Source organism: Streptomyces sp. NBC_00009, from assembly GCF_045040855.1.
Classification (GTDB): domain Bacteria; phylum Actinomycetota; class Actinomycetes; order Streptomycetales; family Streptomycetaceae; genus Streptomyces; species Streptomyces aureus.
The window spans coordinates 3,301,825-3,325,843 of record NZ_CP108312.1 but is presented as its reverse complement, the minus strand read 5'-3'; the positions used below and the strand labels follow the sequence as shown (position 1 = coordinate 3,325,843).

23 protein-coding genes are annotated in these 24,019 nt (G+C 70.7%); 20 read left to right on the top strand and 3 right to left on the bottom strand.

Annotated elements, in window-relative coordinates; all coding sequences use genetic code 11:
- Positions 1 to 161 precede the first annotated feature (161 nt).
- The 7 genes from OHA58_RS14815 (at position 162) to OHA58_RS14785 (ending at position 8,717) form a co-directional block, all read left to right on the top strand.
- Entirely contained in the window at positions 162 to 1,838 is a 1,677-nt protein-coding gene (locus tag OHA58_RS14815; RefSeq protein WP_405479105.1) for a serine/threonine-protein kinase, read from the top strand.
- A gap of 54 nt (positions 1,839 to 1,892) precedes the next feature.
- On the top strand, positions 1,893 to 2,588 hold the full coding sequence (locus OHA58_RS14810) for a hypothetical protein (RefSeq protein ID WP_405479104.1): 696 nt from the start codon (positions 1,893 to 1,895) through the stop codon (positions 2,586 to 2,588).
- A 48-nt stretch (positions 2,589 to 2,636) separates the two neighbouring features.
- Positions 2,637 to 3,374: a prepilin peptidase gene (locus OHA58_RS14805; RefSeq protein WP_405479103.1), complete on the top strand. Its 738-nt coding sequence runs from the start codon at positions 2,637 to 2,639 to the stop codon at positions 3,372 to 3,374.
- 79 nt (positions 3,375 to 3,453) lie between these two features.
- Positions 3,454 to 4,653, top strand: a complete 1,200-nt coding sequence (gene mqnC / locus OHA58_RS14800) for a cyclic dehypoxanthinyl futalosine synthase (protein ID WP_266561359.1) — start codon at positions 3,454 to 3,456, stop codon at positions 4,651 to 4,653.
- A 7-nt stretch (positions 4,654 to 4,660) separates the two neighbouring features.
- The gene (locus tag OHA58_RS14795) at positions 4,661 to 5,260 is read left to right on the top strand and encodes a hypothetical protein (protein WP_405479102.1); all 600 of its coding nucleotides are present in this window, start codon (positions 4,661 to 4,663) and stop codon (positions 5,258 to 5,260) included.
- Positions 5,261 to 5,294: 34 nt separating this feature from the next.
- A complete protein-coding gene (locus OHA58_RS14790; protein ID WP_405479101.1) occupies positions 5,295 to 5,984 on the top strand; it encodes a demethylmenaquinone methyltransferase in 690 nt (229 codons plus the stop codon).
- Positions 5,985 to 6,164: 180 nt separating this feature from the next.
- A complete protein-coding gene (locus OHA58_RS14785; RefSeq protein WP_405479100.1) occupies positions 6,165 to 8,717 on the top strand; it encodes a zinc ribbon domain-containing protein in 2,553 nt (850 codons plus the stop codon).
- A gap of 78 nt (positions 8,718 to 8,795) precedes the next feature.
- On the opposite strand, the gene OHA58_RS14780 is transcribed toward OHA58_RS14785, so the two are convergent.
- Both OHA58_RS14780 and OHA58_RS14775 read right to left on the bottom strand, forming a co-directional pair.
- Complete coding sequence (locus OHA58_RS14780) at positions 8,796 to 9,137, bottom strand: PASTA domain-containing protein (protein WP_405479099.1); 342 nt, start codon at positions 9,135 to 9,137, stop codon at positions 8,796 to 8,798.
- Between the two features lie 111 nt (positions 9,138 to 9,248).
- Complete coding sequence (locus tag OHA58_RS14775) at positions 9,249 to 9,755, bottom strand: GNAT family N-acetyltransferase (protein WP_405479098.1); 507 nt, start codon at positions 9,753 to 9,755, stop codon at positions 9,249 to 9,251.
- A 98-nt stretch (positions 9,756 to 9,853) separates the two neighbouring features.
- On the opposite strand from OHA58_RS14775, the gene OHA58_RS14770 reads away from it, so the two are divergent.
- Both OHA58_RS14770 and OHA58_RS14765 read left to right on the top strand, forming a co-directional pair.
- On the top strand, positions 9,854 to 11,137 hold the full coding sequence (locus OHA58_RS14770; RefSeq protein WP_405479097.1) for a geranylgeranyl reductase family protein: 1,284 nt from the start codon (positions 9,854 to 9,856) through the stop codon (positions 11,135 to 11,137).
- Between the two features lie 190 nt (positions 11,138 to 11,327).
- A complete protein-coding gene (locus tag OHA58_RS14765; protein WP_405479096.1) occupies positions 11,328 to 11,654 on the top strand; it encodes a putative quinol monooxygenase in 327 nt (108 codons plus the stop codon).
- Positions 11,655 to 11,756: 102 nt separating this feature from the next.
- Here OHA58_RS14765 and OHA58_RS14760 read toward each other — a convergent pair whose 3' ends face one another.
- Positions 11,757 to 12,563, bottom strand: a complete 807-nt coding sequence (locus tag OHA58_RS14760) for a C40 family peptidase (RefSeq protein ID WP_405479095.1) — start codon at positions 12,561 to 12,563, stop codon at positions 11,757 to 11,759.
- Between the two features lie 713 nt (positions 12,564 to 13,276).
- Here OHA58_RS14760 and OHA58_RS14755 point away from each other — a divergent pair.
- Genes OHA58_RS14755 through nuoK form a run of 11 tightly spaced genes read left to right on the top strand, consistent with a single transcriptional unit; the run spans position 13,277 to position 24,013 of the window.
- Positions 13,277 to 13,636 carry an NADH-quinone oxidoreductase subunit A gene (locus OHA58_RS14755; RefSeq protein WP_007383963.1) on the top strand — a complete coding sequence of 120 codons (360 nt, stop codon included), beginning with the start codon at positions 13,277 to 13,279 and terminating at the stop codon, positions 13,634 to 13,636.
- Positions 13,637 to 13,649: 13 nt separating this feature from the next.
- The gene (locus tag OHA58_RS14750; protein WP_006133126.1) at positions 13,650 to 14,204 is read left to right on the top strand and encodes an NADH-quinone oxidoreductase subunit B family protein; all 555 of its coding nucleotides are present in this window, start codon (positions 13,650 to 13,652) and stop codon (positions 14,202 to 14,204) included.
- Positions 14,201 to 14,941: an NADH-quinone oxidoreductase subunit C gene (locus tag OHA58_RS14745; RefSeq protein WP_227296709.1), complete on the top strand. Its 741-nt coding sequence runs from the start codon at positions 14,201 to 14,203 to the stop codon at positions 14,939 to 14,941. The genes OHA58_RS14750 and OHA58_RS14745 overlap by 4 nt, the downstream gene beginning before the upstream one ends.
- Entirely contained in the window at positions 14,941 to 16,263 is a 1,323-nt protein-coding gene (locus OHA58_RS14740; protein ID WP_405479094.1) for an NADH-quinone oxidoreductase subunit D, read from the top strand. The genes OHA58_RS14745 and OHA58_RS14740 overlap by 1 nt, the downstream gene beginning before the upstream one ends.
- A gap of 41 nt (positions 16,264 to 16,304) precedes the next feature.
- Positions 16,305 to 17,042 (top strand): NADH-quinone oxidoreductase subunit NuoE, encoded by a 738-nt coding sequence (gene nuoE / locus OHA58_RS14735; protein WP_405484977.1) that lies wholly within the window; start codon positions 16,305 to 16,307, stop codon positions 17,040 to 17,042.
- Entirely contained in the window at positions 17,039 to 18,394 is a 1,356-nt protein-coding gene (nuoF, locus tag OHA58_RS14730; RefSeq protein WP_405479093.1) for an NADH-quinone oxidoreductase subunit NuoF, read from the top strand. Before nuoE ends, nuoF begins: the two co-directional genes overlap by 4 nt.
- Positions 18,391 to 20,913 carry an NADH-quinone oxidoreductase subunit G gene (locus OHA58_RS14725; protein ID WP_405479092.1) on the top strand — a complete coding sequence of 841 codons (2,523 nt, stop codon included), beginning with the start codon at positions 18,391 to 18,393 and terminating at the stop codon, positions 20,911 to 20,913. Before nuoF ends, OHA58_RS14725 begins: the two co-directional genes overlap by 4 nt.
- Positions 20,910 to 22,292, top strand: a complete 1,383-nt coding sequence (gene nuoH / locus OHA58_RS14720; RefSeq protein ID WP_405479091.1) for an NADH-quinone oxidoreductase subunit NuoH — start codon at positions 20,910 to 20,912, stop codon at positions 22,290 to 22,292. Before OHA58_RS14725 ends, nuoH begins: the two co-directional genes overlap by 4 nt.
- Entirely contained in the window at positions 22,285 to 22,896 is a 612-nt protein-coding gene (gene nuoI / locus OHA58_RS14715) for an NADH-quinone oxidoreductase subunit NuoI (protein ID WP_227296714.1), read from the top strand. The genes nuoH and nuoI overlap by 8 nt, the downstream gene beginning before the upstream one ends.
- Entirely contained in the window at positions 22,893 to 23,717 is an 825-nt protein-coding gene (locus tag OHA58_RS14710; RefSeq protein ID WP_405479090.1) for an NADH-quinone oxidoreductase subunit J, read from the top strand. The genes nuoI and OHA58_RS14710 overlap by 4 nt, the downstream gene beginning before the upstream one ends.
- A complete protein-coding gene (nuoK, locus tag OHA58_RS14705; protein WP_100598032.1) occupies positions 23,714 to 24,013 on the top strand; it encodes an NADH-quinone oxidoreductase subunit NuoK in 300 nt (99 codons plus the stop codon). Before OHA58_RS14710 ends, nuoK begins: the two co-directional genes overlap by 4 nt.
- The last annotated feature ends 6 nt before the right edge of the window (positions 24,014 to 24,019 follow it).

Below are 24,019 nucleotides of genomic sequence, written 5' to 3'. Positions count from 1 at the left end.
CGACTGTGAACGTCAGGAATTTCACCGGTGAACGTTTTGAATACGCCGGGCCCGCGGATATCGGAGGGATGCGTTCCGTCGAGCGGTGGTATCCGGGGTGCCGTGACGGGGGAGGACTACCCTGGCCCGACTGGAGCGTGGGCACAGGGGGAGGCCAGGTCATGCAGCCGCTGGAAGCCGGCGAACCGACCACGATCGGGCCCTACCGGCTGCTCGGAAGGCTCGGTTCGGGCGGAATGGGCCGCGTCTATCTGGGGCGCAGCGCCGGAGGCCGCACCGTCGCCGTGAAGGTCGTCCATCCGCACTTCGCGCTTGACGAGGAGTTCCGGGCGCGCTTCCGGCGCGAGGTCGACGCCGCGCGCCGCGTCGGGGGCGCCTGGACCGCGCCGGTCCTCGACGCCGACCCGGAGGCGTCCGTGCCGTGGGTGGCGACCGGGTACGTGGCCGGCCCCTCCCTCGCGCAGGCCGTGAAGGAACGCGCCCTGCCCGACCACTCCGTACGGGTCCTGGGCGCGGGCCTCGCCGAGGCGCTCTCGGCGGTGCACGGTCTCGGGCTCGTCCACCGCGACGTGAAGCCGTCGAACGTGCTGCTCACCGTGGACGGCCCGCGCCTGATCGACTTCGGCATCGCCCGCGCCACCGACGGCACCGCCTCCCTCACCTCCACCGGCGTCTCGATCGGGTCGCCCGGATACATGGCCCCCGAGCAGATCCTCGGCAAGGGCGTCACGGGCGCCGCCGACGTCTTCTCCCTCGGCGCGGTCCTGGTCTACGCGGTGACCGGCACGTCCCCGTTCTCCGGCGACTCGTCCGCTGCGCTCCTCTACAAGGTGGTGCACGAGGAGCCCGAACTCGGCCTGGCGCGCGGGGAGCTGCGCGACGTCGCCGCCGCGTGCCTGGCGAAGGACCCGGCCGCGCGGCCCACCCCTGACGAGGTGGCGAGCGCTCTCGCTCCGCAGGGCGCGGCCCGGCTCGTGGCGGCGGGGTGGCTGCCGGGCGCGCTGGTGGAGCAGGTGGGGCGCAGCGCGGTGGCACTCCTGGACCTGGAGGGCGCGGCGCCGGCGGGTGCCGCTGAGCGTTCGGGACCCGTCGGCTTCAGCAAGCCCTCGGTCGACTGGCCGTCGGGCGCAGCGGCATCGCCGGCCGGGGTGTTCGGGCCGGCGGATCCCGCGTACGGGCCGGCCGCCCTGCACGTGCCCGCCCCTGCCGACGCTGCCGTGCCCGCGCCGCGCACCGAAGTGCCGGGTGCCGGGAAACTCTCCGTCAGTGTGGCCGCGACGTCCGTGCCCGGCGCCGGCGGGCGTGGACGCAGGCTCAGCTGCACGGTCGCGCTCGGTGTCGCGGGCGCGCTCGCCGCCGTCACCCTGGGTTCGGTGTTCCTCTTCGACCTGCTGCCCGGCTCCTCGAAGGGCGGAAGCGACACGGCAGGCGGCCATCCGCCCGCGGCGACGGCCTCGGCCTCCGACGCCGCCCCGAAGGGCACGGTCCCCGCCTCCTACGTGGGCACCTGGGAAGGCCCCGGCACCGGGCTCGGCGGCACGCTGCCGATGGGCACGTTCCGCGTCACCGTCGAACAGGGCCGGATCGGCGAGGAATTCGGCACGTTCCACCAGACCGACCCGATCGGCGCGGTCTGCGAGGACGTCCTCGTTCTCAAGAGGGTCGAGAAGGACCGGATCGTCGCCACGGGCATCGCCAAGAAGTCGAACGGCGGGCAGTGCACCACCGGTCGGCACGAAGTCCGCCTGGTCAAGTCGAAGTCGGGCGGCCGCCTCACCTACGAGACGGACAACCCGCGCGCGGGCGACCCCGTCGCCACGATGCGGCCCGCCGGCTGAGGTGGCAGAGGCGGGCCTTGCGCGACCGGGGAGACATGGAGGGGGAGCGGGGACATGGGATTCGGCAGGAACAGGGGAGCGAACGAGCCGCTGGTCGAGCCGGTGGCGTGGGAGGGCGTCAGCTGGTTCGTCGTGACCGACGTCGAGCGGGCCGCCTCGTTCCCGCGCAAGCCGGTGAAGGGGCGCCTCGCCGTACGCGTCCCCACGGCGGTCGCGGGCGTGCGCCACTTCGCGCCCGCTGCGTACGTCGTGGGCGGCGGCGAGGACGGCGGACCGCATGAGCTGTACGAGGCCGGGGGCGCGCAGCGGCTCGTGTGCACGGTGACGCCGGCGGGCGACGGGCACGTGGTCACCGACGCGGCGGGCGCCGAACTCGGCCACGTCCACCGCACACCCGCCGTCAAGCGCACTGTCCAGCACGGCCTTTGGCTGCGGCAGCCGGGCCGCCCCGATGCCGTCGCCCGCTACCACTGGGCCAAGGGCAGCGCGAAGGACATCGCGACGCGCGGCAAGGACGGCGCGGTGCGGGGCGCGGGCGCGCTCGTCGGCAGCGTCGTGGACTCCGTGCTCAGCCTGGGCGCGGAGGGCGGAGACCGGTCCAGCACGCGCACGGCGAAGCCCGTGACATGGCGGGCCGCAGAGGAGACCGTACTGACGCAGGGGTACGTGGACGGCGTCAAGTCGTATGTGCCGCAGGCCGGTTGGCTCGACCGGCGGATCGCGTTCGCGCTGGCGGTGCTCGGCCGGTAGGCGACGCCGGTACGTGAATCGCCGTTGGACATGGGGGAAGGGGCGGGGATGGTGGATGTGCTGCTGGCCGTGGCCGGGGCGGTGTGGGGCGCCGCCGCCGGGCTGTTCGTGCCGCGGGTCGCGTACCGGCTGTCCGTGGAGCCGGACGAGACGTGGCGGGCGAGCTGTCCGGACGGGCATCCGCTGCGGGGCGGTGTGCGCGGGTGGCTGGGCCGCGGGCGGTGCGCGGTGTGCGGCCGCACGCTCGGCCCCGGCGCCCTGACGCCCGTACTGCTCACCGCCGCCGTCTGCGCCGCGCTCGCCGCCGCCACCGGAACCCGCCCCGAACTCGGCGCCTGGCTCCTCCTCGCACCGTCCGCGGTGCTCCTCGCGGTGGTCGACGCCCGGGTGAAGCGGCTGCCCGACGTCCTCACCCTGCCGCTCGCCGCGGCCGCCCCGGCCCTGCTCGGCCTGGCGGCGCTGCTGCCCGAGCCGGGCGGCGACTGGCCGACGGCGCTGCTCGGCGCGCTCGCGCTCGGCGGCGGCTACCTCGTGCTCTTCCTCATCCACCCCAACGGGATGGGCTTCGGCGACGTGAAGCTGGCCGTCGGCCTGGGTGCGGTGCTCGGCTGGTACGGGTGGGGGCTCGTGTTCATCGGCACGTTCGCCGGGTTCCTGTTCGCCGCGCTGTACGGCACGGTTCTCGTGATCGCACGGCGGGCCGGCCGCAGGACGGCGATCCCGTTCGGGCCGTTCCTGCTCGCGGGCGCGCTGGCCGGCGTACTGATGGGTGCGTACGCCGCCTGACGTCGAGGGCAGGAGGCCCCTGGCGTACGCTGAGACCGCCCGTCCACAACCCTTACGAACGAAACGAAAGGGACGCCCGGTGACCGAGAAGGCCGACCTTCAGACCGTCCTCGACCGTGCCGCCGCGGGTGGACGCATCACCCCAGAAGAGGCGCTCGACCTCTACCGCGACGCTCCCCTGCACGCGCTCGGCGCGGCCGCCGACGCCATCAGGCGCCGCCGGTACGCCGGCACCGAGCACATCGCGACGTACATCATCGAGCGGAACATCAACTACACGAACGTCTGCGTGACGGCGTGCAAGTTCTGCGCCTTCTACGCCGCGCCCAAGGACACCGCCAAGGGCTGGACGCGCGACCTCGACGACATCCTGCGCCGCTGCGCCGAGACCGTCGAACTCGGCGGCACGCAGATCATGTTCCAGGGCGGCCACCACCCGGACTATGGCGTCGAGTACTACGAGAAGCACTTCTCCGCCATCAAGCAGGCGTTCCCCCAGCTGGTCATCCACTCCCTCGGCGCGTCCGAGGTCGAGCACATGGCCCGCATCTCCAAGGTCTCCGTCGAGGAGGCCATCGAGCGCATCCACGCGGCCGGCCTCGACTCCTTCGCGGGCGCCGGCGCCGAGCTCCTCCCGGCCCGCCCCCGCAAGGCGATCGCCCCGCTGAAGGAGTCCGGCGAGCGCTGGCTGGAGATCATGGAGGCGGCCCACCGCCTCGGCGTCGAGTCGACGTCCACGATGCTGATGGGCACCGGCGAGACCAACGCCGAGCGCATCGAGCACCTGAGCATGATCCGCGACGTACAGGACCGCACGGGCGGCTTCCGCGCCTTCATCCCGTACACGTACCAGCCGGAGAACAACCACCTGAAGGGCCGCACGCAGGCGACGCTCTTCGAGTACCTGCGGATGATCGCCATCGCGCGGATCTTCCTCGACAACGTGGCCCACATCCAGGGCTCCTGGCTGACCACCGGCAAGGAGGTCGGTCAGCTGTCGCTGCACTACGGCGCCGACGACCTTGGTTCGATCATGCTGGAGGAGAACGTCGTCTCCTCGGCCGGTGCCAAGCACCGCTCGAACCGCCTGGAGATCATCGACCTCATCCGCAAGGCGGGCCGCGTCCCCGCGCAGCGCGCCACGACGTACGAGCACCTCGTCGTGCACGACGACCCGGCGAACGACCCGGTCGACGACCGCGTCCAGTCGCACATCTCGTCCACCGCGATCGAGGGCGGCACGGCACACCCCGAGCTGAAGCTCGTCTCCACCAACTGAGGCTCATTTGCTGACGATCCACGTGGCCGAGGCCTCGCCCGAGGCCGCGGTCCTGGTCGACGGGGCGTCCGTCGCCGCCCTCGGCCCGTACGAGGACCTCGCCGCCGTCCGCCCGCAGGCGCGGGTGCGGCGGTGGCCCGGCATCCTCACGCCCGGCCTGCTCAACCCGTACGGGCCCGAGATCCTCGAAGGCACGTACCACCCGGACCCGCGCGAGGCCGACGAGTTCGGCACGCGGCCGGTCGTCGGGGAGCGCGCCCGGGAGATCTTCCGTGCCGATCCGTCCCGGGTCGGGGCCAGCGCGCGGCGCGGCATCCAGCAGCTGTTCGCGCACGGCACGGTCGCCGTGGCCGGGGAGCTGCGCTCCCGCGCCGTGGTGGACGCGGTGCGCAGGGCCGGACTCGCGATCGGGCAGCGCCCGCCGAACCAGCCGGGGCCGGTGTCCTTCTCGCCGGTGCCGCTCGTCCTGCTGCCGCCGCTGGTCGTGGGCGGACCGGCCAGGTTCGCCGTGTTCGACGTGCCGGACCGCGCCTCGCTCGTGCGGCTCGGCCCGGCCAGCTGTGTGGCCACGGTCATCGAAGGCCGCCTGGTGTACCGGCGCCGCTGACGTCGGCCCGGGGGCGTACTGCCACAATGGACGCGTGACCCGCGCATCCCTGGACAAGCAGCCGCACGAAGTCGCTTCGATGTTCGACGACGTGGCGGACCGGTACGACCTCACCAACGACGTGCTCTCGCTCGGCCAGGCCCGGCTGTGGCGCAAGGAGGTCGCGAAGGCCGTCGACGCGCGGCCCGCGCAGAAGGTCCTCGACCTCGCGGCCGGTACGGCGACGTCCTCGCAGCCGTTCGCGCAGGCCGGCGCCTATGTCGTGCCCTGCGACTTCTCGATCGGGATGCTCCAGGTCGGCAAGAAGCGGCACCCGTGGATGCCGTTCACCGCGGGCGACGCGACGAAGCTGCCGTTCAAGGACGACACCTTCGACGCCGTGACCATCTCCTTCGGCCTCAGGAACGTGCAGGACACGGACACGGCGCTGCGCGAGCTGTACCGGGTGACGAAGCCCGGCGGGCGCGTCGTGATCTGCGAGTTCTCGCAGCCGACGTGGGCGCCGTTCCGCACCGTCTACACCGAGTACCTGATGCGGGCCCTGCCGCCGGTGGCCCGCGCCGTGTCCTCGAACCCGGACGCGTACGTCTACCTCGCCGAGTCGATCCGCAGCTGGCCCGACCAGCCGGCGCTCGCGGCCCGCCTGAAGAAGGCCGGCTGGTCGGACGTGGCCTGGCGCAACCTGACGGGCGGCGTCGTGGCGCTGCACCGGGGCGTCAAGTAGCGGGCGTCAAGTAGCGGGTTCAAGGTAGCGGGCCCTCAATTCCCGTTCCGTGCCCATCCGTTGTGCCGAATCCCCGCCACGGGGAACCGGTCACCGGGAAAGATGTGTCCGTTGAGTACGTGGTGACAGCCGGTCACCCCTGGTGACGGTACGACTTTCCCGGATGACGGAGCATTTCCCATGGCGTCGTTCTGCCCGCACTGCGGAGCCCAGGCTCCCGACGAGGCCCGCTTCTGCATGAAGTGCGGGCGGGAACGAACGCCGGAGCGCGAGCCTACGGCTCAGGGGCCCGCGGCTCCTCCCGCGGCGCCGCCTGGTCAGCCGCCCGTTCCGCCGCTCGCGCCGCCAGCTGCCCCGCCGCCGCCCGCGTTCGCCCCCGGCGGGCCCTCGCCCGTCGGCGCCTTCTTCGGGCGCGCCTTCCGCGGCGACTGGGCCGGCTCGGCGCAGGCCGCGCTGTGGCCCGTCGGACTCCTGGTGATCGCCGCCGTCGCCCTCGCCATCCCTTCGTACGGGCAGGGCAGCGACGTCGTCGTCGGGTTCGGCGACCGGATGCGGATCTCGCTCGCGCTGCTGCTCCAGTCGCTCGGCGGCGGCTTCGAGGTGTCGGCCTCCGGCGGCTCCTCGCCCTTCGGCGGCGGGGACTCACCGTTCGGCTCCGGTGACGGTGACATGGGCGCGGAGCTCAGCGGCGGCGCCGCGCTCTCCCTCGTCCCTCTCACCGTCACCGCCCTGTGGATCCTGGCGCTCTGGATCGGCGTACGCGTCCTGCGCTCACGCCTCCGGGCCCGCGCGACGAGCCCGGCCGTCCCCGGCGGCCACCCCGTCCCCGGCACTCCCGGGCTCGAAGCCGCCCTGCGTGTCGCTCTGTTGGTGACCGTCGGCGTTCTCGTACTCGGCCTGTTCGCACAGCCCTCGATCCAGGGCGTGCGGATCTCGTCGTCACCCGTGCTCGCCGCGCTCGGCGCGCTCCTCGTCTCGCTCGTCGTCGCCGCGGGAATGCTGCACCGGGACGACCTGGCCCAGTGGCTCACCGCCCGGCCGGCGGCGCTGGCGCTGGTGCGGGCCACCGGGACGGCGTTGCGCGCGCTCGCCGTCGTCCTTGTGATCTGCTCGGTCGCCGCGTTCATCAGCATCGCCCAGATCGACGACCTGGGCGATGTCTCCGACGTGTCCGACCTCGGCCAGGCCGACCTGTCGCCGCTGGTCGTCGCCCTGCTCGTGCTGCCCAACCTCGGCGCCATGGCGCTCGGCCTCGGCTGGGGCGCGCCCATCTCCTTCGAGGCGGGCGGCAGTTCGACGTACGGGGGCGGGTACCAGCACCAGTCGTTCGGCCTCTCCGAGCTCGGCGACGTCACCAACTCCTGGGCGGTCGTGGGGGCGCTGGCCCTCGGCACCGTCTGCGCGCTGACCGTGGGCGTGATGGCGGCCCGACGGTCGGCCGACCGGCGCGAGCAGCTCCTTTCCGCCGGGATCTTCCTCGGTCTGTTCCTGCTGCTCGGCGCGCTCGGCGGCCTCGGCGTGAAGGCCACCGGCGCCGCGTCCGACCTCGGCGGCAGCGGCACGGGCAGCGCCGGCGTGGGCCTCGGCATGGCGGAGGCGCTCCTGTTCGGGCTGCTGTGGGTGTTCGCGGCGGCGTTCCTCGCGCCGTATCTGATGCAGATGGCGGGGGCGCGGACCGGGATCGTCCCGGAACCGCAGGTGCCGCCGGGGGCGTTCGGGCCTGCGCCGGATGCCCCTGTGCAGGCGTATCCCGCGTCGGCGGCTCCCGTTCAGGCGCCTACCGCGCCGGAAGCGCCCAACGAACCGCCCGCCCCCAACGAACCGCCCGCCCCCAACGACCCGCCGAACCCCGCCGTGGCGGCCGCCGCCCTGCCGACGGCCACCGCCGCTCCGGCGCCCACCCCCACGCCTCCTCCCGGGCCCACCCCCGGCCCCGCCCCCGCTGCTCTGTACGACCCGCACACCTTCCAGCTCGGCGTGCAGTCGGCCCAGCTCGGCGTACAGTCGGCCGCCGCCCCCGCCAAGTCCCCGCGCCGCGCCGGGATCTGGGTCGCCACCGTCGCCGGCGCGTTCGTCATCGGGGGCGGCGTGGCGGCTGGGGTGCTGCTGCTCCAGGACCACGGCGGCAAGGACGACAAGGCGGGCCGCGACGACAAGCCCGCCGTCAGCACCGAGCAGCCCGCCCCGTCGCAGACGCCGACCCCGGCGCCGAGCCCCACGCCGAGTGCGACGCCGGACCGGGCCACGGACGCCACGCCGAGCACGACCCCGGGCGCGACCGTTCCGTCCGGCTACCGCAAGGCCGTCGACCCCATGGGCTTCTCCTTCGTGATCCCCGACGTGTGGTCGCGCCAGGGCGTGGAGAACGGCAGCCAGATCACCTACGCGGGCAGCACCGGCGCCGAGCACTACCTCATCGGCGTCATCCCGGACGCGGGCTACACCTCGTACGACAACATCCTCAACATGGAGAAGCACGCCAGGGAGGACAAGAAGAAGCAGGACTACCAGCGGATCGACCTGCGCCGGAACACCTTCCAGGGGCGGCCCGGCGCGATCTGGGAGTACACCTACCGCGACGAGGGCGGCCGGACGATGCACGGCATCGACCAGTCGTACGTCGCCGAGGACGGCACCGAGTACACGATCTTCCTCGTGGGGCAGCAGGACGTGTGGGCCGACCTGAAGAAGACGTACCGGACCGGCCTGGAGTCCTGGCGCCTGACGAACTGACTCCGGCCGGGCGCCACGACGGTCACGGCCGGTCGTATGCGCCGGCCGCTGCGTGTGCTCACCACTATGTGCCCACCACTACGTGCCGACCACCGTGTACGTCTCGCCCGGCTCTTCCAGTTCGCGCTGCAGCCCGCCGCCGCGCGGCCCCGGCATACGGGGTTCGTTCACCCCGGAGCCGCCGTGGCCCTCGCCGTCCGCCAGGTCGAACCAGACGGTGACGACGGCGCCGCGGGGCACCTCGGTGTCGGGCGGCGGGTACTGGCGCACGACGTAGTCGACCACGGTGAGACGGAAGTCGGGGCGGTCGGGCGCGGTCAGCTGCACGCCGCGCGCCGCCGCGGCCTCGCGCGCGTCGACGGCCATCAGGCCGACGAACTTCGGGACGCGCACTTCGGGCGTCTTGGGTGTAATACGCACAGACTTCACCCCCAGCGGTACCCGAAGGGTAGCTCCGCCGGACCCCCGACCGGAAGCAGCACGGCTTACGAGGCGAGTCCGAAAAGACCTACAGCGCGAGCCTGAAGGGACCTATAGCGCGAGCCTGAAACAGAGGCCCGTGCGCGGGTCACCCGGGACGGTGAACGTTTCGGCGGGTTCCATGCCGAGGCGCCGCGTCACCGCCACCGACCGCTCGTTGCGCGAGTCGACCATCGCCACCACGCTCCGTACACCCGCGGCCCGTACGCGTTCCACGGTCGCCAGGGCAGCCGCCGTCGCGTAGCCGTGGCCCCAGTGCGCCCGTCCGAGCCGCCAGCCGATCTCGATCTCGCCCGCCGGACCCCAGGAGTGCGGCCAGGGCTGCGCGCCCGTGAAGCCGATGACGTCGCCGTCCGTGTCGGTCATCGTCCACAGGCAGAAGCCGCGCTCCGCGTCGTGCCGGCGCTGCCGGGCGGTCAGCTCCTCGTACACGGACAGTTCGGCAGAGGCCCCGCCGTGGAACTCCATGACCTCCGGGTCGTCGAAGACGCGGTGCCAGGCGAAGGCGTCCTCGTCAGTGGGGACACGCAGCTGTACATCAGGCAGAGCTCGGTTCACAGGGCGGCCCTTCGGCTGGGTGATCAGTACCGCTGCATAGACTGCCCACATCCGGTGCCGCGCGGCACGCAGATTTCGAGTCTTCGGGAGAACCCGCCGTGACCGAGCCCCTCTCCGAGCACAGCGCAGATGTGATCGTCGTCGGGGCCGGGCCAGCCGGTTCGACGACCGCGTACTACCTGGCCAAGGCCGGACTCGACGTCCTCCTTCTGGAGAAGACCGCGTTCCCCAGGGAAAAGGTGTGCGGCGATGGCCTCACTCCGCGGGCCACCAAGCAGCTCGTGTCGATGGGCATCGACATCTCCGAAGAGGCGGGCTGGCTGCGCAACAAGGGCCTGCGGATCATCGGCGGCGGCGTCCGGCTCCAGCTGGACTGGCCGGATCTCGCCTCCTACCCGGACTACGGACTCGTCCGCAAGCGCGACGACTTCGACGAGCAGCTCGCCCGGAACGCCCAGAAGGCGGGCGCGCGCCTGTACGAGCGCTGCAACGTCGGCGCCCCGATCATCGACGACCGCACGGGCCGCATCACCGGCGTCAACGCCAAGCTCGGTGAGGAGAAGCGCGAAGTCACCTTCCACGCGCCCCTCGTCGTCGCCGCGGACGGCAACTCGACCCGGCTGTCGCTCGCGATGGGCCTGCACCGGCGCGACGACCGCCCGATGGGCGTCGCCGTCCGCACGTACTTCACCTCGCCGCGCCACGACGACGACTACCTGGAGTCCTGGCTGGAGCTGTGGGACCGCCGCGGCGCCCAGGACCGGCTGCTGCCCGGCTACGGCTGGATCTTCGGCATGGGCGACGGCACGTCGAACGTCGGCCTCGGCATCCTCGACTCCTCCGCCGCGTTCAAGGAGCTCGACTGGCGCGAGGTCCTGAAGGCCTGGTGCGCCTCGATGCCGGAGGACTGGGGCTACACCCCGGACAACATGACGATGCCGATCCGCGGCGCCGCCCTGCCCATGGCCTTCAACCGCCAGCCGCACTACACCAAGGGCCTGCTCCTGGTCGGCGACGCGGGCGGCATGGTGAACCCGTTCAACGGCGAGGGCATCGCGTACGCCATGGAGTCCGGCCAGATCGCGGCCGACGTCATCGTGCAGGCGCACGCCCGCGCGACCGACGCCCAGCGCGAACTCGCCCTCCACCGTTACCCGAAGGTCCTCAAGGACACCTACGGCGGCTACTACACGCTCGGCCGCGCCTTCGTGAAGCTCATCGGCAACCCGAAGGTCATGAAGATCGCGACGCAGCGCGGCCTGACGCACCCGGTGCTCATGAAGTTCACGCTGAAGATGCTCGCCAACCTGACCGACCCGACGGGCGGCGACGCGATGGACCGCATCATCAACGGCCTGAGCAAGGTGGCGCCGAAGGCGTGAGCGGCCCGGACGCGCCCGGTCGGTGGGCTCTGCCGACCGTCGCGTTCCGCGGCAGGCAGCGGGCGCTCACGGCGCTCACGTCGCTCCTGGGGCGCTCCGCCCGCGCCGCGCAGGCCCGGCTTTTGCGGCGCTCCCAAAATCACGCGCGCCGAACTGGCCCGTGCGGGGCGGCACGGAGCACCCTGGCTGCATGATTTTCATCGCCGTGAAGTTCACCGCCCGGCCCGAGTACGCCGACTCCTGGCTGGAGCACACCGCCGATTTCACCCGCGCCACGCGCGCCGAGGACGGCAACCTCTTCTTCGACTGGTCCCGCAGCGTCGAGGACCCGAACCAGTACGTCCTCCTGGAGGGCTTCCGGGACGGGGACGCGGGGGCCGCGCACGTGGGCTCCGACCACTTCAAGGCCGGCCTGGAGACGATGTCCGGTCTGATCGCCTCCGTGCCGGAGATCATCAACACGGAGATCCCGGGCGGCAGTTGGGGCCCTATGAGTGAATTGTCTCCGAAGGGCTGACCTGGGTGTGACAGTCGCTTTGTCGGCATTCATGGCAAAAAGCCACCACTCCCGAGCAGGGGAGTGGTGGCCTTTTGCTAGATATGACGCGAAATGGGCGACTCAGAGAACGCGGACCGCACCGCTCGCCGGGTAGCCGGACAGGTCCTGGATGACAACGCCCTTGGAGGGGTTGGCGGCGTCCAGGTACTGGCCGTTACCGATGTACACACCCACGTGGTACGCCGAGCCGGCGGCGCCCCAGTAGAGGAGGTCGCCGACCTGCAGGTTGTCGAGGGAGACCGGGGTGCCGGCCGTCGACTGGTCCTGCGAGACGCGCGGCAGGCTGACGCCGGCCTGCGCGAACGCGGCCTGGGTCAGGCCGGAGCAGTCCCAGGAGTTGGGGCCGGTGCCGCCCATGACGTACGCGTCGCCGACCTGCGCCTTCAGGAAGGCGATGACGGACGCGACGCTGCCGCTGGCGGGGGCCGCGACGTCGGAGGCCGCGGAGGAGGCGGTGGAGAGGGTGGTGCGCTCGGCGGAGCGCGACGCACGCGCTTCCTCGGCCTTGCGCTTCGCCTCGGCCTCGGCCTTCTTCTTGGCCTCCGCCTTCTTCTCCGCGAGGGCCTGGTCCGCCTTGGCCTGCTTCGCGGCCTTTGCGACGGCCAGGTCCTGCTCGGCCTGCAGCGCGTACGAGTTCGCGGCCTGCTGGGTGGCGTCCGCGGACTGGGCGACCTGAGTGGAGAGGTCCGCCGTGATGGTCGGCATCTCGATGGTCTCGGTCACCGGCTCGGCGGCGAACGCCGGACCGGACGCACCGGCCACTGCCAGGGTGCTGAGGACGCCACCGGCAACTCCGGCGCGCAGGGCGATTTTCGACGCGCTGCGACGGGGCTTCCGGTGGCTGGGTATGTGAGCGGTGTGGGACATGAGTACAACCGCTATCAGGGCCTCCATGGTTCCTTCAAGAAACGTGTGGTGCGCCACAGTTGTCGTGTGAGCGTTTGAATCCCGGGCGTGGCGGCCTTTATTGACGCCGTAACGGGCAATCCGGACAGGGCTGATCAAGCCTGTGATCATGGGCTTTCTGCAATACGCCCGAATTGCCCTCGACCTACCACTCGTTGACACCGATGGCCAAGCCCGGTTTCTAACAGGTAACGGGCGGCGTGACGCAGGTCACAAAGGGGCCACCTTTGCCGCCGGGCGCTCCTCGTGGACGCGTGCCCGCGTCCACTTACGTCCACACCTCTCCCTCGGATGTGTGAACGGCGGCCACTATCAGCCGGTTCTGTCCAGCGCCAATTTGCCTGCGCGCGCCACCTCTTGATAGTGAGCCAACGCTTCTACCTGGGGTAACGAGCCAAGATGTCACCTCTGGTGATCACTCAGGCGCTTCGCGTGTGAAGATCACCGCTCATCCGACTTCATGATCCTTCGTCAGGTGGTGGAGATCACAAAGCTGTTGGCGCACCCCGTGTCGCAGATCACAGACCGGCAGGCATAGGATGCGGGGCAGTTGGGCTTGTGACCTGCTTCACATGTGAGCGATCTTCGTGCAGTCGGGGGTGGCTTCGCGGGGAGCGGGGGCGGGCCCGACGTATCCGCCAGCAGTCAGCGCCGACTGAGAGGAGCGAGGAGCGGTGAACGCGTATGCGCCCATCCTCGTACTGGGAGCCCTCGGGGCAGGCTTTGCGATCTTCTCCGTGGTCATGGCCACGCTTATCGGTCCAAAGCGGTACAACCGGGCCAAGCTCGAGGCCTACGAGTGCGGTATCGAGCCGACCCCCACGCCGGCCGGCGGCGGGCGCTTCCCCATCAAGTACTACCTGACGGCGATGCTCTTCATCGTCTTCGACATCGAGATCGTCTTCCTCTACCCCTGGGCCGTCACCTTCGACGCCCTGGGTGTTTTCGGGCTCGTGGAGATGCTGCTCTTCGTGCTCACCGTCTTCGTCGCGTACGCGTACGTATGGCGGCGCGGCGGCCTGGAATGGGACTGAGGGGCCTTAAGCCATGGGACTCGAAGAAAAGCTGCCGAGCGGCTTTCTGCTGACCACCGTCGAGCAGGCCGCGGGCTGGGTGCGCAAGTCATCCGTCTTCCCGGCCACGTTCGGCCTGGCGTGCTGCGCCATCGAGATGATGACGACGGGCGCCGGCCGCTATGACCTGGCGCGCTTCGGCATGGAGGTCTTCCGCGGCTCGCCGCGGCAGGCAGACCTGATGATCGTGGCCGGGCGCGTGAGCCAGAAGATGGCGCCCGTCCTGCGGCAGGTCTACGACCAGATGCCGAACCCCAAGTGGGTCATCTCCATGGGCGTGTGCGCCTCGTCGGGCGGGATGTTCAACAACTACGCGATCGTGCAGGGCGTCGACCACGTAGTCCCTGTGGACATCTATCTGCCCGGCTGTCCGCCGCGGCCGGAGATGCTGATGGACGCGATTCTCAAGCTCCATCAGAAGATCCAGTCCTCCAAGCTCGGCGTGAACGCCGAGGAGGCGGCCCGCGAGGCGGAGGAAGCGGCGCTCAAGGCGCTCCCGACGATCGAGATGAAGGGGCTGCTGCGGTGAGCGACGCGGACAGCAACGGGGTCAACCCCGAGAAGGACCTCAGCGCGGCCAACCTTCCGGGGCAGCGCGGCGACCAGGGCGAGGAGATCCGCGTCCAGCGCGGCATGTTCGGCGCCAACAACGGCGGCGACACGTCGGGATACGGCGGCCTCGTCCGCTCCGTACGGCTGCCGGGCGCCGCCTCGCGGCCGTACGGCGGCTGGTTCGACGAGGTGGCCGACGAGCTGGAGGGGGCCCTGGAGGAACAGGGCCTCGTCCCCGAGAACGCGATCGACAAGACCGTCGTCGACCGCGACGAGCTCACCTTCCATATCGAGCGCGAGTACCTGGTGCGCGTCGCCCAGACCCTGCGCGACGACCCGGCCCTGCGCTTCGAGCTCTGCACGGGCGTGAGCGGGGTGCACTACCCGGACGACAAGGGCCGGGAGCTGCACGCCGTCTACCACCTGCGCTCGATCACCCACAATCGCCTGATCCGCCTCGAGGTCAGCGCCCCCGACGCGGATCCGCACGTCCCCTCGCTGGTCGCCGTCTATCCGACGAACGACTGGCACGAGCGCGAGACGTACGACTTCTTCGGTCTGGTCTTCGACGGCCACCCGGCGCTGACGCGGATCATGATGCCGGACGACTGGCAGGGCTTCCCGCAGCGCAAGGACTACCCCCTCGGCGGCATCCCCGTCGAGTACAAGGGCGCCCAGATCCCGGCTCCGGACCAGCGGAGGTCGTACTCCTGATGTCTACTCCTTCTGCATCGCCGCGCGAGACGACCGAGGGGACCGTATATACGGTCACCGGCGGCGACTGGGACGAGGTCGTCCAGTCCGCGGCCAGGGCCGACGACGAGCGCATCATCGTCAACATGGGCCCGCAGCACCCGTCCACGCACGGCGTGCTCCGGCTGATCCTTGAGATCGACGGCGAGACGGTCACCGAGGCCCGCTGCGGCATCGGCTATCTGCACACCGGCATCGAGAAGAACCTCGAATACCGGAACTGGACGCAGGGCACCACCTTCGTCACGCGCATGGACTATCTGACGCCGTTCTACAACGAGGCGGCGTACTGCCTCGCCGTCGAGAAGCTCCTCGGCATCACGGACGAGATCCCGGACCGGGCGACGGTCATCCGCGTGCTCCTGATGGAGCTGAACCGGATGTCCTCGCACCTGGTCGCCATCGCCACCGGCGGCATGGAGCTCGGCGCGACGACGATCATGATCTACGGCTTCCGCGATCGTGAACTCATTCTCGATATCTACGAGCTGATCACCGGCCTGCGCATGAACCACGCGTACATCCGGCCCGGCGGACTCGCCCAGGACCTGCCGCCCGGCGCGGTGGACCAGATCCGCGAGTTCGTGAAGAAGATGTCGAAGAACCTTCCCGAGTACGACAAGCTCGCCACCGGGAACCCCATCTTCAAGGCCCGCATGCAGGACGTCGGCTATCTCGACCTCACCGGCTGCATGGCCCTCGGCGCCACCGGACCGATCCTGCGCTCGGCGGGCCTCCCGCACGACCTGCGCAAGTCGCAGCCGTACTGCGGTTACGAGAACTACGACTTCGAGGTCCCGACCGCCGACACCTGCGACGCCTACGGACGCTTCCTGATCCGCCTGGAGGAGATGCGCCAGTCGCTGCGCATCGTCGAGCAGTGCCTGGACCGGCTCGCTCCGGGCCCGGTCATGGTCGGCGACAAGAAGATCGCCTGGCCGGCGCAGCTCGCGCTCGGCCCGGACGGCCTCGGCAACTCGCTCGACCACATCAAGCAGATCATGGGCACCTCCATGGAGTCCCTGATCCACCACTTCAAGCTGGTGACCGAGGGCTTCCGGGTTCCGGCCGGGCAGGCGTACTCCGCCGTCGAGTCGCCCAAGGGCGAGCTCGGGGTGCACGTCGTGTCCGACGGCGGCACCCGTCCCTACCGGGTCCACTACCGCGACCCCTCCTTCACCAACCTTCAGGCCATGGCGGCGATGTGCGAGGGCGGCCAGGTCGCCGACGTCATCGTCGCCGTCGCGTCCATCGACCCCGTGATGGGAGGCGTCGACCGGTGACCACCACTCCTTCCGAGCAGGGCCAGGGCGTCAGCCTGGGCATGCCCCAACTGCCCGCGCCCGACTACCCGGACGACGTCCGAGCCCGGCTCGAGACGGACGCGCGCGAGATCATCGCCCGCTACCCGGACTCCCGCTCCGCGCTCCTCCCGCTGCTGCACCTCGTGCAGTCAGAAGAGGGTTATGTGACGCGCACGGGCATGCGGTTCTGCGCCGACATGCTGGGCCTGACCACGGCCGAGGTCACCGCCGTCGCGACCTTCTACACGATGTACCGGCGCAAGCCGAGCGGTGACTACCAGGTCGGGGTCTGCACGAACACGCTGTGCGCCGTGATGGGCGGCGACGCCATCTTCGAGGCCCTCCAGGAGCACCTGGGCGTCGGCAACGGCGGGACCACCGAGGACGGCAAGGTCACCCTCGAGCACATCGAGTGCAACGCGGCCTGCGACTTCGCGCCCGTCGTGATGGTCAACTGGGAGTTCTTCGACAACCAGACGGTGGGCAGCGCGAAGCGGCTGGTCGACGACCTGCGCGCGGGCGCGCAGGTCGAACCCACCCGCGGCGCCCCCCTGTGCACGTACAAGGAGACCGCGCGGATCCTCGCCGGCTTCCCGGACGAGCGGCCCGGCGCCGTCGAGGCGAGCGGCAGCGCGGGACCTGCCTCGCTGATCGGCCTGCGTCTCGCCAAGGGGGAGGCCGCCCCCGCGCGTGTGGTCCATCCGCGGGACGCCGGGGACGCGCCGCAGCAGGACACCTCAGCCGAGGAGGGGGAGTGATGACCTTGGCAGCCGAGATCGACAACGACACCAGCCCCGAGAAGCTGCTCGCACCGGTACTTTCGGCGTTCTGGGACGAGGACAAGTCCTGGTCCCTGGACGTCTACCGGCGGCACGACGGCTACGAGGGTCTGCGCAAGGCCCTCGCCATGTCGCCGGACGACCTGATCGCCTATGTGAAGGACTCCGGCCTGCGCGGCCGTGGCGGCGCGGGCTTCCCCACCGGAATGAAGTGGCAGTTCATTCCGCAGGGCGACGGCAAACCGCACTATCTAGTTGTCAACGCCGACGAGTCGGAGCCGGGGACCTGCAAGGACATCCCGCTCCTCTTCGCGAACCCGCATTCCCTCATCGAGGGGATCGTGATCGCGTGCTACGCGATCCGCTCTTCGCATGCCTTCATCTATCTGCGGGGCGAGGTCGTCCCCGTACTGCGACGGCTCCACGAGGCCGTACGGGAGGCCTACGCGGCGGGCTACCTCGGCGAGAACGTGCTGGGCAGTGGGCTGAACCTCGAACTCACGGTGCACGCGGGCGCGGGCGCGTACATCTGTGGCGAGGAGACCGCACTGCTCGACTCGCTGGAAGGCCGCCGTGGCCAGCCGCGGCTCCGTCCCCCCTTCCCCGCGGTCGCGGGGCTCTACGCGTGCCCCACTGTTGTCAACAACGTCGAGTCCATCGCGTCGGTTCCCGCGATCCTGAATCGCGGCAAGGACTGGTTCAAGTCGATGGGCAGTGAGAAGTCCCCGGGCTTCACGCTGTACTCGCTCAGCGGGCACGTCACCAACCCCGGCCAGTACGAGGCGCCGCTCGGCATCACGCTGCGCCAGCTCCTCGACATGAGCGGCGGCATGCGTCCGGGCCACCGCCTCAAGTTCTGGACGCCCGGCGGCAGTTCGACTCCGATGTTCACCGACGAGCACCTCGACGTGCCCCTCGACTACGAGGGCGTCGGCGCCGCGGGATCCATGCTCGGCACGAAGGCGCTCCAGTGCTTCGACGAGACGACCTGCGTCGTGCGGGCGGTCACCCGCTGGACCGAGTTCTACGCCCACGAGTCCTGCGGCAAGTGCACGCCGTGCCGTGAAGGGACGTACTGGCTCGTGCAGTTGCTGCGCGACATCGAGGCCGGCAAGGGCTCGATGGACGACCTCGACAAGCTGAACGACATCGCCGACAACATCAACGGCAAGTCGTTCTGCGCGCTCGGCGACGGCGCCGCGTCCCCGATCTTCTCCTCGCTCAAGTACTTCCGCGCGGAGTACGAGCAGCACATCACGGGCAAGGGCTGCCCCTTCGACCCCGCCAAGTCGACCGCTTGGGCGGACCAGCGCACGGAGGTGAACGCATGACGGTAACCACAGGCGCTCCCTCCGGGGGCGGTGAGGCGGCGGTGCCGCCGGAAGATCTCGTCTCACTGACGATCGACGGCATCGGGATCAGCGTGCCCAAGGGCACCCTGGTCATCCGCGCCGCCGAACAGCTCGGCATCGAGATCCCCCGCTTCTGCGACCACCCCCTGCTCGACCCGGCCGGCGCCTGCCGTCAGTGCATCGTCGAGGTCGAGGGCCAGCGCAAGCCGATGGCGTCCTGCACCATCACCTGCACCGACGGCATGGTGGTCAAGAGCCAGCTCACCTCGCCCGTCGCCGAGAAGGCGCAGCGCGGTGTGATGGAGCTGCTCCTCATCAACCACCCGCTGGACTGCCCGGTCTGCGACAAGGGCGGCGAGTGCCCGCTGCAGAACCAGGCCATGTCGCACGGCCAGTCCGACTCCCGCTTCGACGGGAAGAAGCGGACGTTCGAGAAGCCGGTCGCCATCTCGACGCAGATTCTGCTCGACCGTGAGCGGTGCGTGCTGTGCGCGCGCTGCACCCGGTTCTCGAACCAGATCGCCGGCGACCCGATGATCGAGCTGCTCGAGCGCGGCGCGCTCCAGCAGGTCGGCACCGGCGAGGGCGACCCCTTCGAGTCGTACTTCTCCGGGAACACGATCCAGATCTGCCCGGTCGGGGCGCTGACCTCGGCGGCGTACCGATTCCGCTCCCGGCCCTTCGACCTGGTCTCGTCGCCGAGCGTGTGCGAGCACTGCGCGGGCGGCTGCGCGACCCGCACCGACCACCGGCGCGGCAAGGTCATGCGCCGCCTCGCGGCCAACGACCCCGAGGTCAACGAGGAGTGGGTCTGCGACAAGGGCCGCTTCGGGTTCCGTTACGCGCAGAAGCCCGACCGGCTGACCACGCCGCTCGTGCGTAACGCGGACGGTGTGCTGGAGCCCGCGTCCTGGCCCGAGGCCCTGGACGTCGCGGCCCGGGGCCTTTCGTCGGCCCGCGGCCGCGCCGGGGTCCTGACCGGTGGCCGGCTCACCGTCGAGGACGCGTACGCGTACAGCAAGTTCGCGCGCGTGGCGCTCGACACGAACGACATCGACTTCCGCGCGCGCGTGCACAGCAGCGAGGAGGCCGACTTCCTCGCGGCGCGGGTCGCGGGACGCGGGCGTGACCTCGACGGTGTCGGGGTCACGTACACGTCTCTGGAGAAGGCGCCCGCCGTGCTCCTCGTCGGGATCGAGGCCGAGGAGGAGGCGCCCGGCGTCTTCCTGAAGCTGCGCAAGGCGTGGCGCGGGCACGGCCAGCGGACGTTCGGGCTCGCCCCGTTCGCGACCCGGGGCCTGGAGAAGGCGGGCGGCACGCTGCTGCCGGCGGCTCCGGGCACCGAGACCGAGTGGCTCGACGCGCTCGCCTCCGGCTTCGGCCTGGAGGACGGCGGAGCCGAGGCGTCCCAGGCGCTGCGCGCCGAGGGTGCCGTCATCGTCGTCGGCGAGCGGCTCGCGGCCGTGCCGGGCGCCCTGACAGCCGTCGTACGGGCCGCCACGGCGACCGGCGCCCAGCTGGTATGGATTCCGCGCCGGGCCGGGGAGCGCGGTGCGATCGAGGCGGGCGCGCTGCCGTCGCTGCTTCCGGGCGGACGCCCGGCCACCGACCCGCGCGCGCGGGAAGAGGTCGCAGCCGCCTGGGGAGTGTCCGAACTCCCGCACCGCTACGGGCGCGACACGGGCCAGATCGTGGAGGCCGCCGCCGGCGGCGAGCTGCGGGCCCTGGTCGTCGCCGGTGTCGAGGTCGCGGACCTGCCGGACCCGGCACGCGCGCGTGAAGCGCTGCACGAGGTGGCGTTCGTCGTCTCCCTGGAGCAGCGTCCCAGCGAGGTCACCGACCACGCGGACGTCGTGCTTCCGGTCGCCGCGGTCGCCGAGAAGGCGGGCACGTTCCTCAACTGGGAAGGCCGGGCACGCCTCTTCGAGGCCGCGCTCAAGCCCGACCAGATGACGCGCTCCGTGGCGCCCGCCGACGCGCGGGTGCTCCACATGCTCGCCGACGCCATGGCCCGCGCCGAAGGCGCTCATGGACAGGGTCACCTGGGCCTGCCGGACCTGCGGGCCGCGCGGGGGGAGCTCGACCGCCTCGGCGGCTGGAGCGGGCCCCGCGCGACGGACTCGCTGGAGTCGGCCACGCAGCTGCCGCGGCCCGCGTCCGGTGAGGCCGTTCTCGCGGGGCACCGGCTGCTGCTCGACCAGGGCCGCCTCCAGGAAGGCGACGACGCGCTCGCCGGCACGCGGCACGCGGCACGCGCGCGGGTGTCGGCCGCCACGGCCGCCGAGGCGGGCGTCAAGGACGGCGACGTCCTCGCCGTCACGGGACCTGCGGGGACGACCCAACTCCCGCTCCAGGTCACGGAGATGCCGGACCGCGTCGTGTGGCTTCCGCTGAACTCCACCGGCGGGGGCGTGGCCTCCGACACGGGGGCCGTGCCCGGCGCACTCGTCCGGATCGGTCCCGCGGGCATCGACGAGGCCAAGGAGGTGCAGTCATGAACCCGCTCGCTCTGGAAGACCTCTCGATGTTCGGCACAGACCCCTGGTGGCTGGTCGCGGTCAAGGCGGTCTTCTGCTTCGCCTTCCTGATGGTGACCGTGCTCTTCTCCATCGTGTGGGAGCGCAAGGTCGTCGCCTGGATGCAGCTGCGCATCGGCCCCAACCGGCACGGCCCCTGGGGCATGCTCCAGTCGCTGGCCGACGGCATCAAGCTGATGCTGAAGGAAGACGTCGTCGTCAAGCGCGCCGACAAGGTGGTCTACATCCTGGCGCCGGTCGTCGCCGCCATCCCGGCCTTCATGGCGATCGCCGTGATCCCCTTCGGGCCCTCCGGCAACGAGGTCTCGATCTTCGGCCAGCGCACCACGATGCAGCTCACCGACCTGCCGATCGCGATGCTCTACATCCTCGCGGTCGCCTCGGTCGGCATCTACGGGATCGTGCTCGCGGGTTGGAGTTCCGGATCGACCTACCCCTTGCTGGGTGGTCTGCGGTCCTGCGCCCAGATGATCTCGTACGAGATCGCGATGGGCGCGGCCTTTGCCTCGGTGTTCCTCTACTCCGGGTCGATGTCCACCTCGGAGATCGTGGCCCAGCAGCACGACCGCTGGTACATCGTGCTCCTGCCGGTCTCGTTCCTGATCTACATCGTGACGATGGTCGGCGAGACGAACCGCGCTCCGTTCGACATGCCGGAGTCCGAGGGCGACCTCGTCGGCGGCTTCAACACCGAGTACTCGTCGATCAAGTTCGCGCTGTTCATGCTCGCCGAGTACGTGAACATGGTGACGGTCTCGGCCGTTTCGGTGACGCTCTTCCTGGGCGGCTGGCGGGCCCCGTGGCCGGTGTCCACCTTCTGGGAGGGCGCGAACCACGGCTGGTGGCCGATGCTCTGGTTCGTCATCAAGGTCCAGCTGCTGCTGTTCTTCTTCATCTGGCTGCGCGGCACGCTCCCGCGCGTGCGTTACGACCAGCTGATGAAGCTCGGCTGGAAGGTCCTCATTCCGGTCTCCGTGGCCTGGCTGATGCTCGTCGCCACCGTGCGGACCCTGCGGAACGAGAACTACGACTTCGCCTCCATCGCCCTGTACGTGGGCGGCGGCGTCCTCGCCCTGCTGCTGCTCTCGTTCCTTGTCGACATCTTCAGGGACCGCGGCGGCAAGGAGCGTGCGGCCCGGGAGGCGGCCGAGGAGCCCGCGGCCTTCGACCCGATGGCAGGCGGCTTCCCGGTCCCGCCGCTGCCCGGCCAGACCCCGCCGGCCGTGCCGCGCCGACGCCCGCGCGGGGAGCGGGAGTTGATTGTCAGTGGCGGACCGGATACTGCCAGTGACGGACCCGGTGACGGTCCCAGTGACGGAAAGGAGGCGTCCCATGGCTGAGGAGTCGACAGAGGGCGGGCAGACCAAGCCCGGCTTCCAGAATCCCGTGGCCGGCTTCGGCGTGACCTTCAAGGCCATGTTCAAGAAGCGGCTGACGGAGCAGTACCCGGAGCAGCCCAAGACCACGGCCCCGCGCTTCCACGGCCGGCACCAGCTCAACCGTCATCCGGACGGCCTGGAGAAGTGCATCGGCTGCGAGTTGTGCGCCTGGGCCTGTCCCGCGGACGCCATCTACGTGGAGGGCGCGGACAACACCGACGAGGAGCGCTACTCGCCGGGTGAGCGGTACGGCCGCGTCTACCAGATCAACTACGCCCGCTGCATCCTGTGCGGCCTGTGCATCGAGGCGTGCCCCACGCGCGCGCTGACGATGACGAACGAGTTCGAGCTCGCCGACAGCAGCCGCGAGAACCTGATCTACACCAAGGAGCAGTTGCTCGCCGGGCTCGAGGAGGGCATGGTCGAATCGCCCCACTCGATCTTCCCCGGCACGGACGAGCAGGACTACTACCGGGGGCTGGTGACGGAGGCCGCGCCCGGCACGGTGCGTCAGGTCGCCGTCTCCAAGGGTGAGAAGCCCGAACCCGAGGGGGCGGAGGCATGAGCCAGCTCGCCGCCGCAGCCACTCTTGCTGCCGGCACCTCCACCGGTGAGGCCTTCCAGTTCTGGGTCCTCGGCACGGTCGCCGTCATCGGCGCCCTGTGCACGGTCCTGATGAAGAAGGCGGTGCACAGCGCCCTGTGCCTCGCCGGGACCATGATCATCCTGGCGGTCTTCTACCTGGCCAACGGCGCGTACTTCCTGGGCGTCGTCCAGATCATCGTCTACACCGGCGCGATCATGATGCTGTTCCTCTTCGTGGTCATGCTCGTCGGCGTCACCGCGGCGGACTCCCTGAAGGAGACCATCAAGGGGCAGCGCTGGCTGGCCCTGCTGTGCGGACTCGGCTTCGGGATCCTGCTCATCGCGGGCATCGGGAACGCCTCGCTCCACCAGTTCGTCGGACTGGGCAAGGCGAACGCCGGCGGGAACGTGGAAGGGCTCGCCGCCCTCCTCTTCACGAAGTACGTCTTCGCCTTCGAGATCACCGGCGCCCTGCTGATCACGGCCACCCTCGGCGCGATGGTGCTCACGCACCGGGAGCGCACCGAGCGGGCCATGACGCAGCGCGAGATGGCCGAGCAGCGCGTGCGTGAAGGCAAGCAGCTGCCGCCGCTGCCCGCCCCGGGTGTCTACGCCCGGCACAACGCGGTCGACATCGCGGGCCTGCTCCCCGACGGCACCCCGTCGGAGCTCACGGTCATGCAGACGCTGCGCCAGCGCGGCCAGATCCGCGACGTGTCGGACGAGGCGCTCGGTGACCTGAAGGCCCTGGAGCAGCGCTCGGCCGAGCGCCTTGAGCGGACCGAGGAGGCGTCGAAGTGAATCCGGTCAACTACCTGTATCTCGCTGCCCTGTTGTTCACGATCGGCGCCACCGGCGTGCTCATCAGGCGGAACGCGATCGTTCTGTTCATGTGCGTCGAGCTGATGCTCAACGCGTGCAACCTCGCGTTCGTCGCGTTCTCCCGGATGCACGGCAATCTCGACGGCCAGATCATCGCCTTCTTCACGATGGTCGTCGCCGCCGCGGAGGTCGTGGTCGGGCTCGCGATCATCGTGTCGCTGTTCCGTTCCCGCCACTCGGCCTCGGTCGACGACGCCAGCCTGATGAAGCTGTAAGGGGTC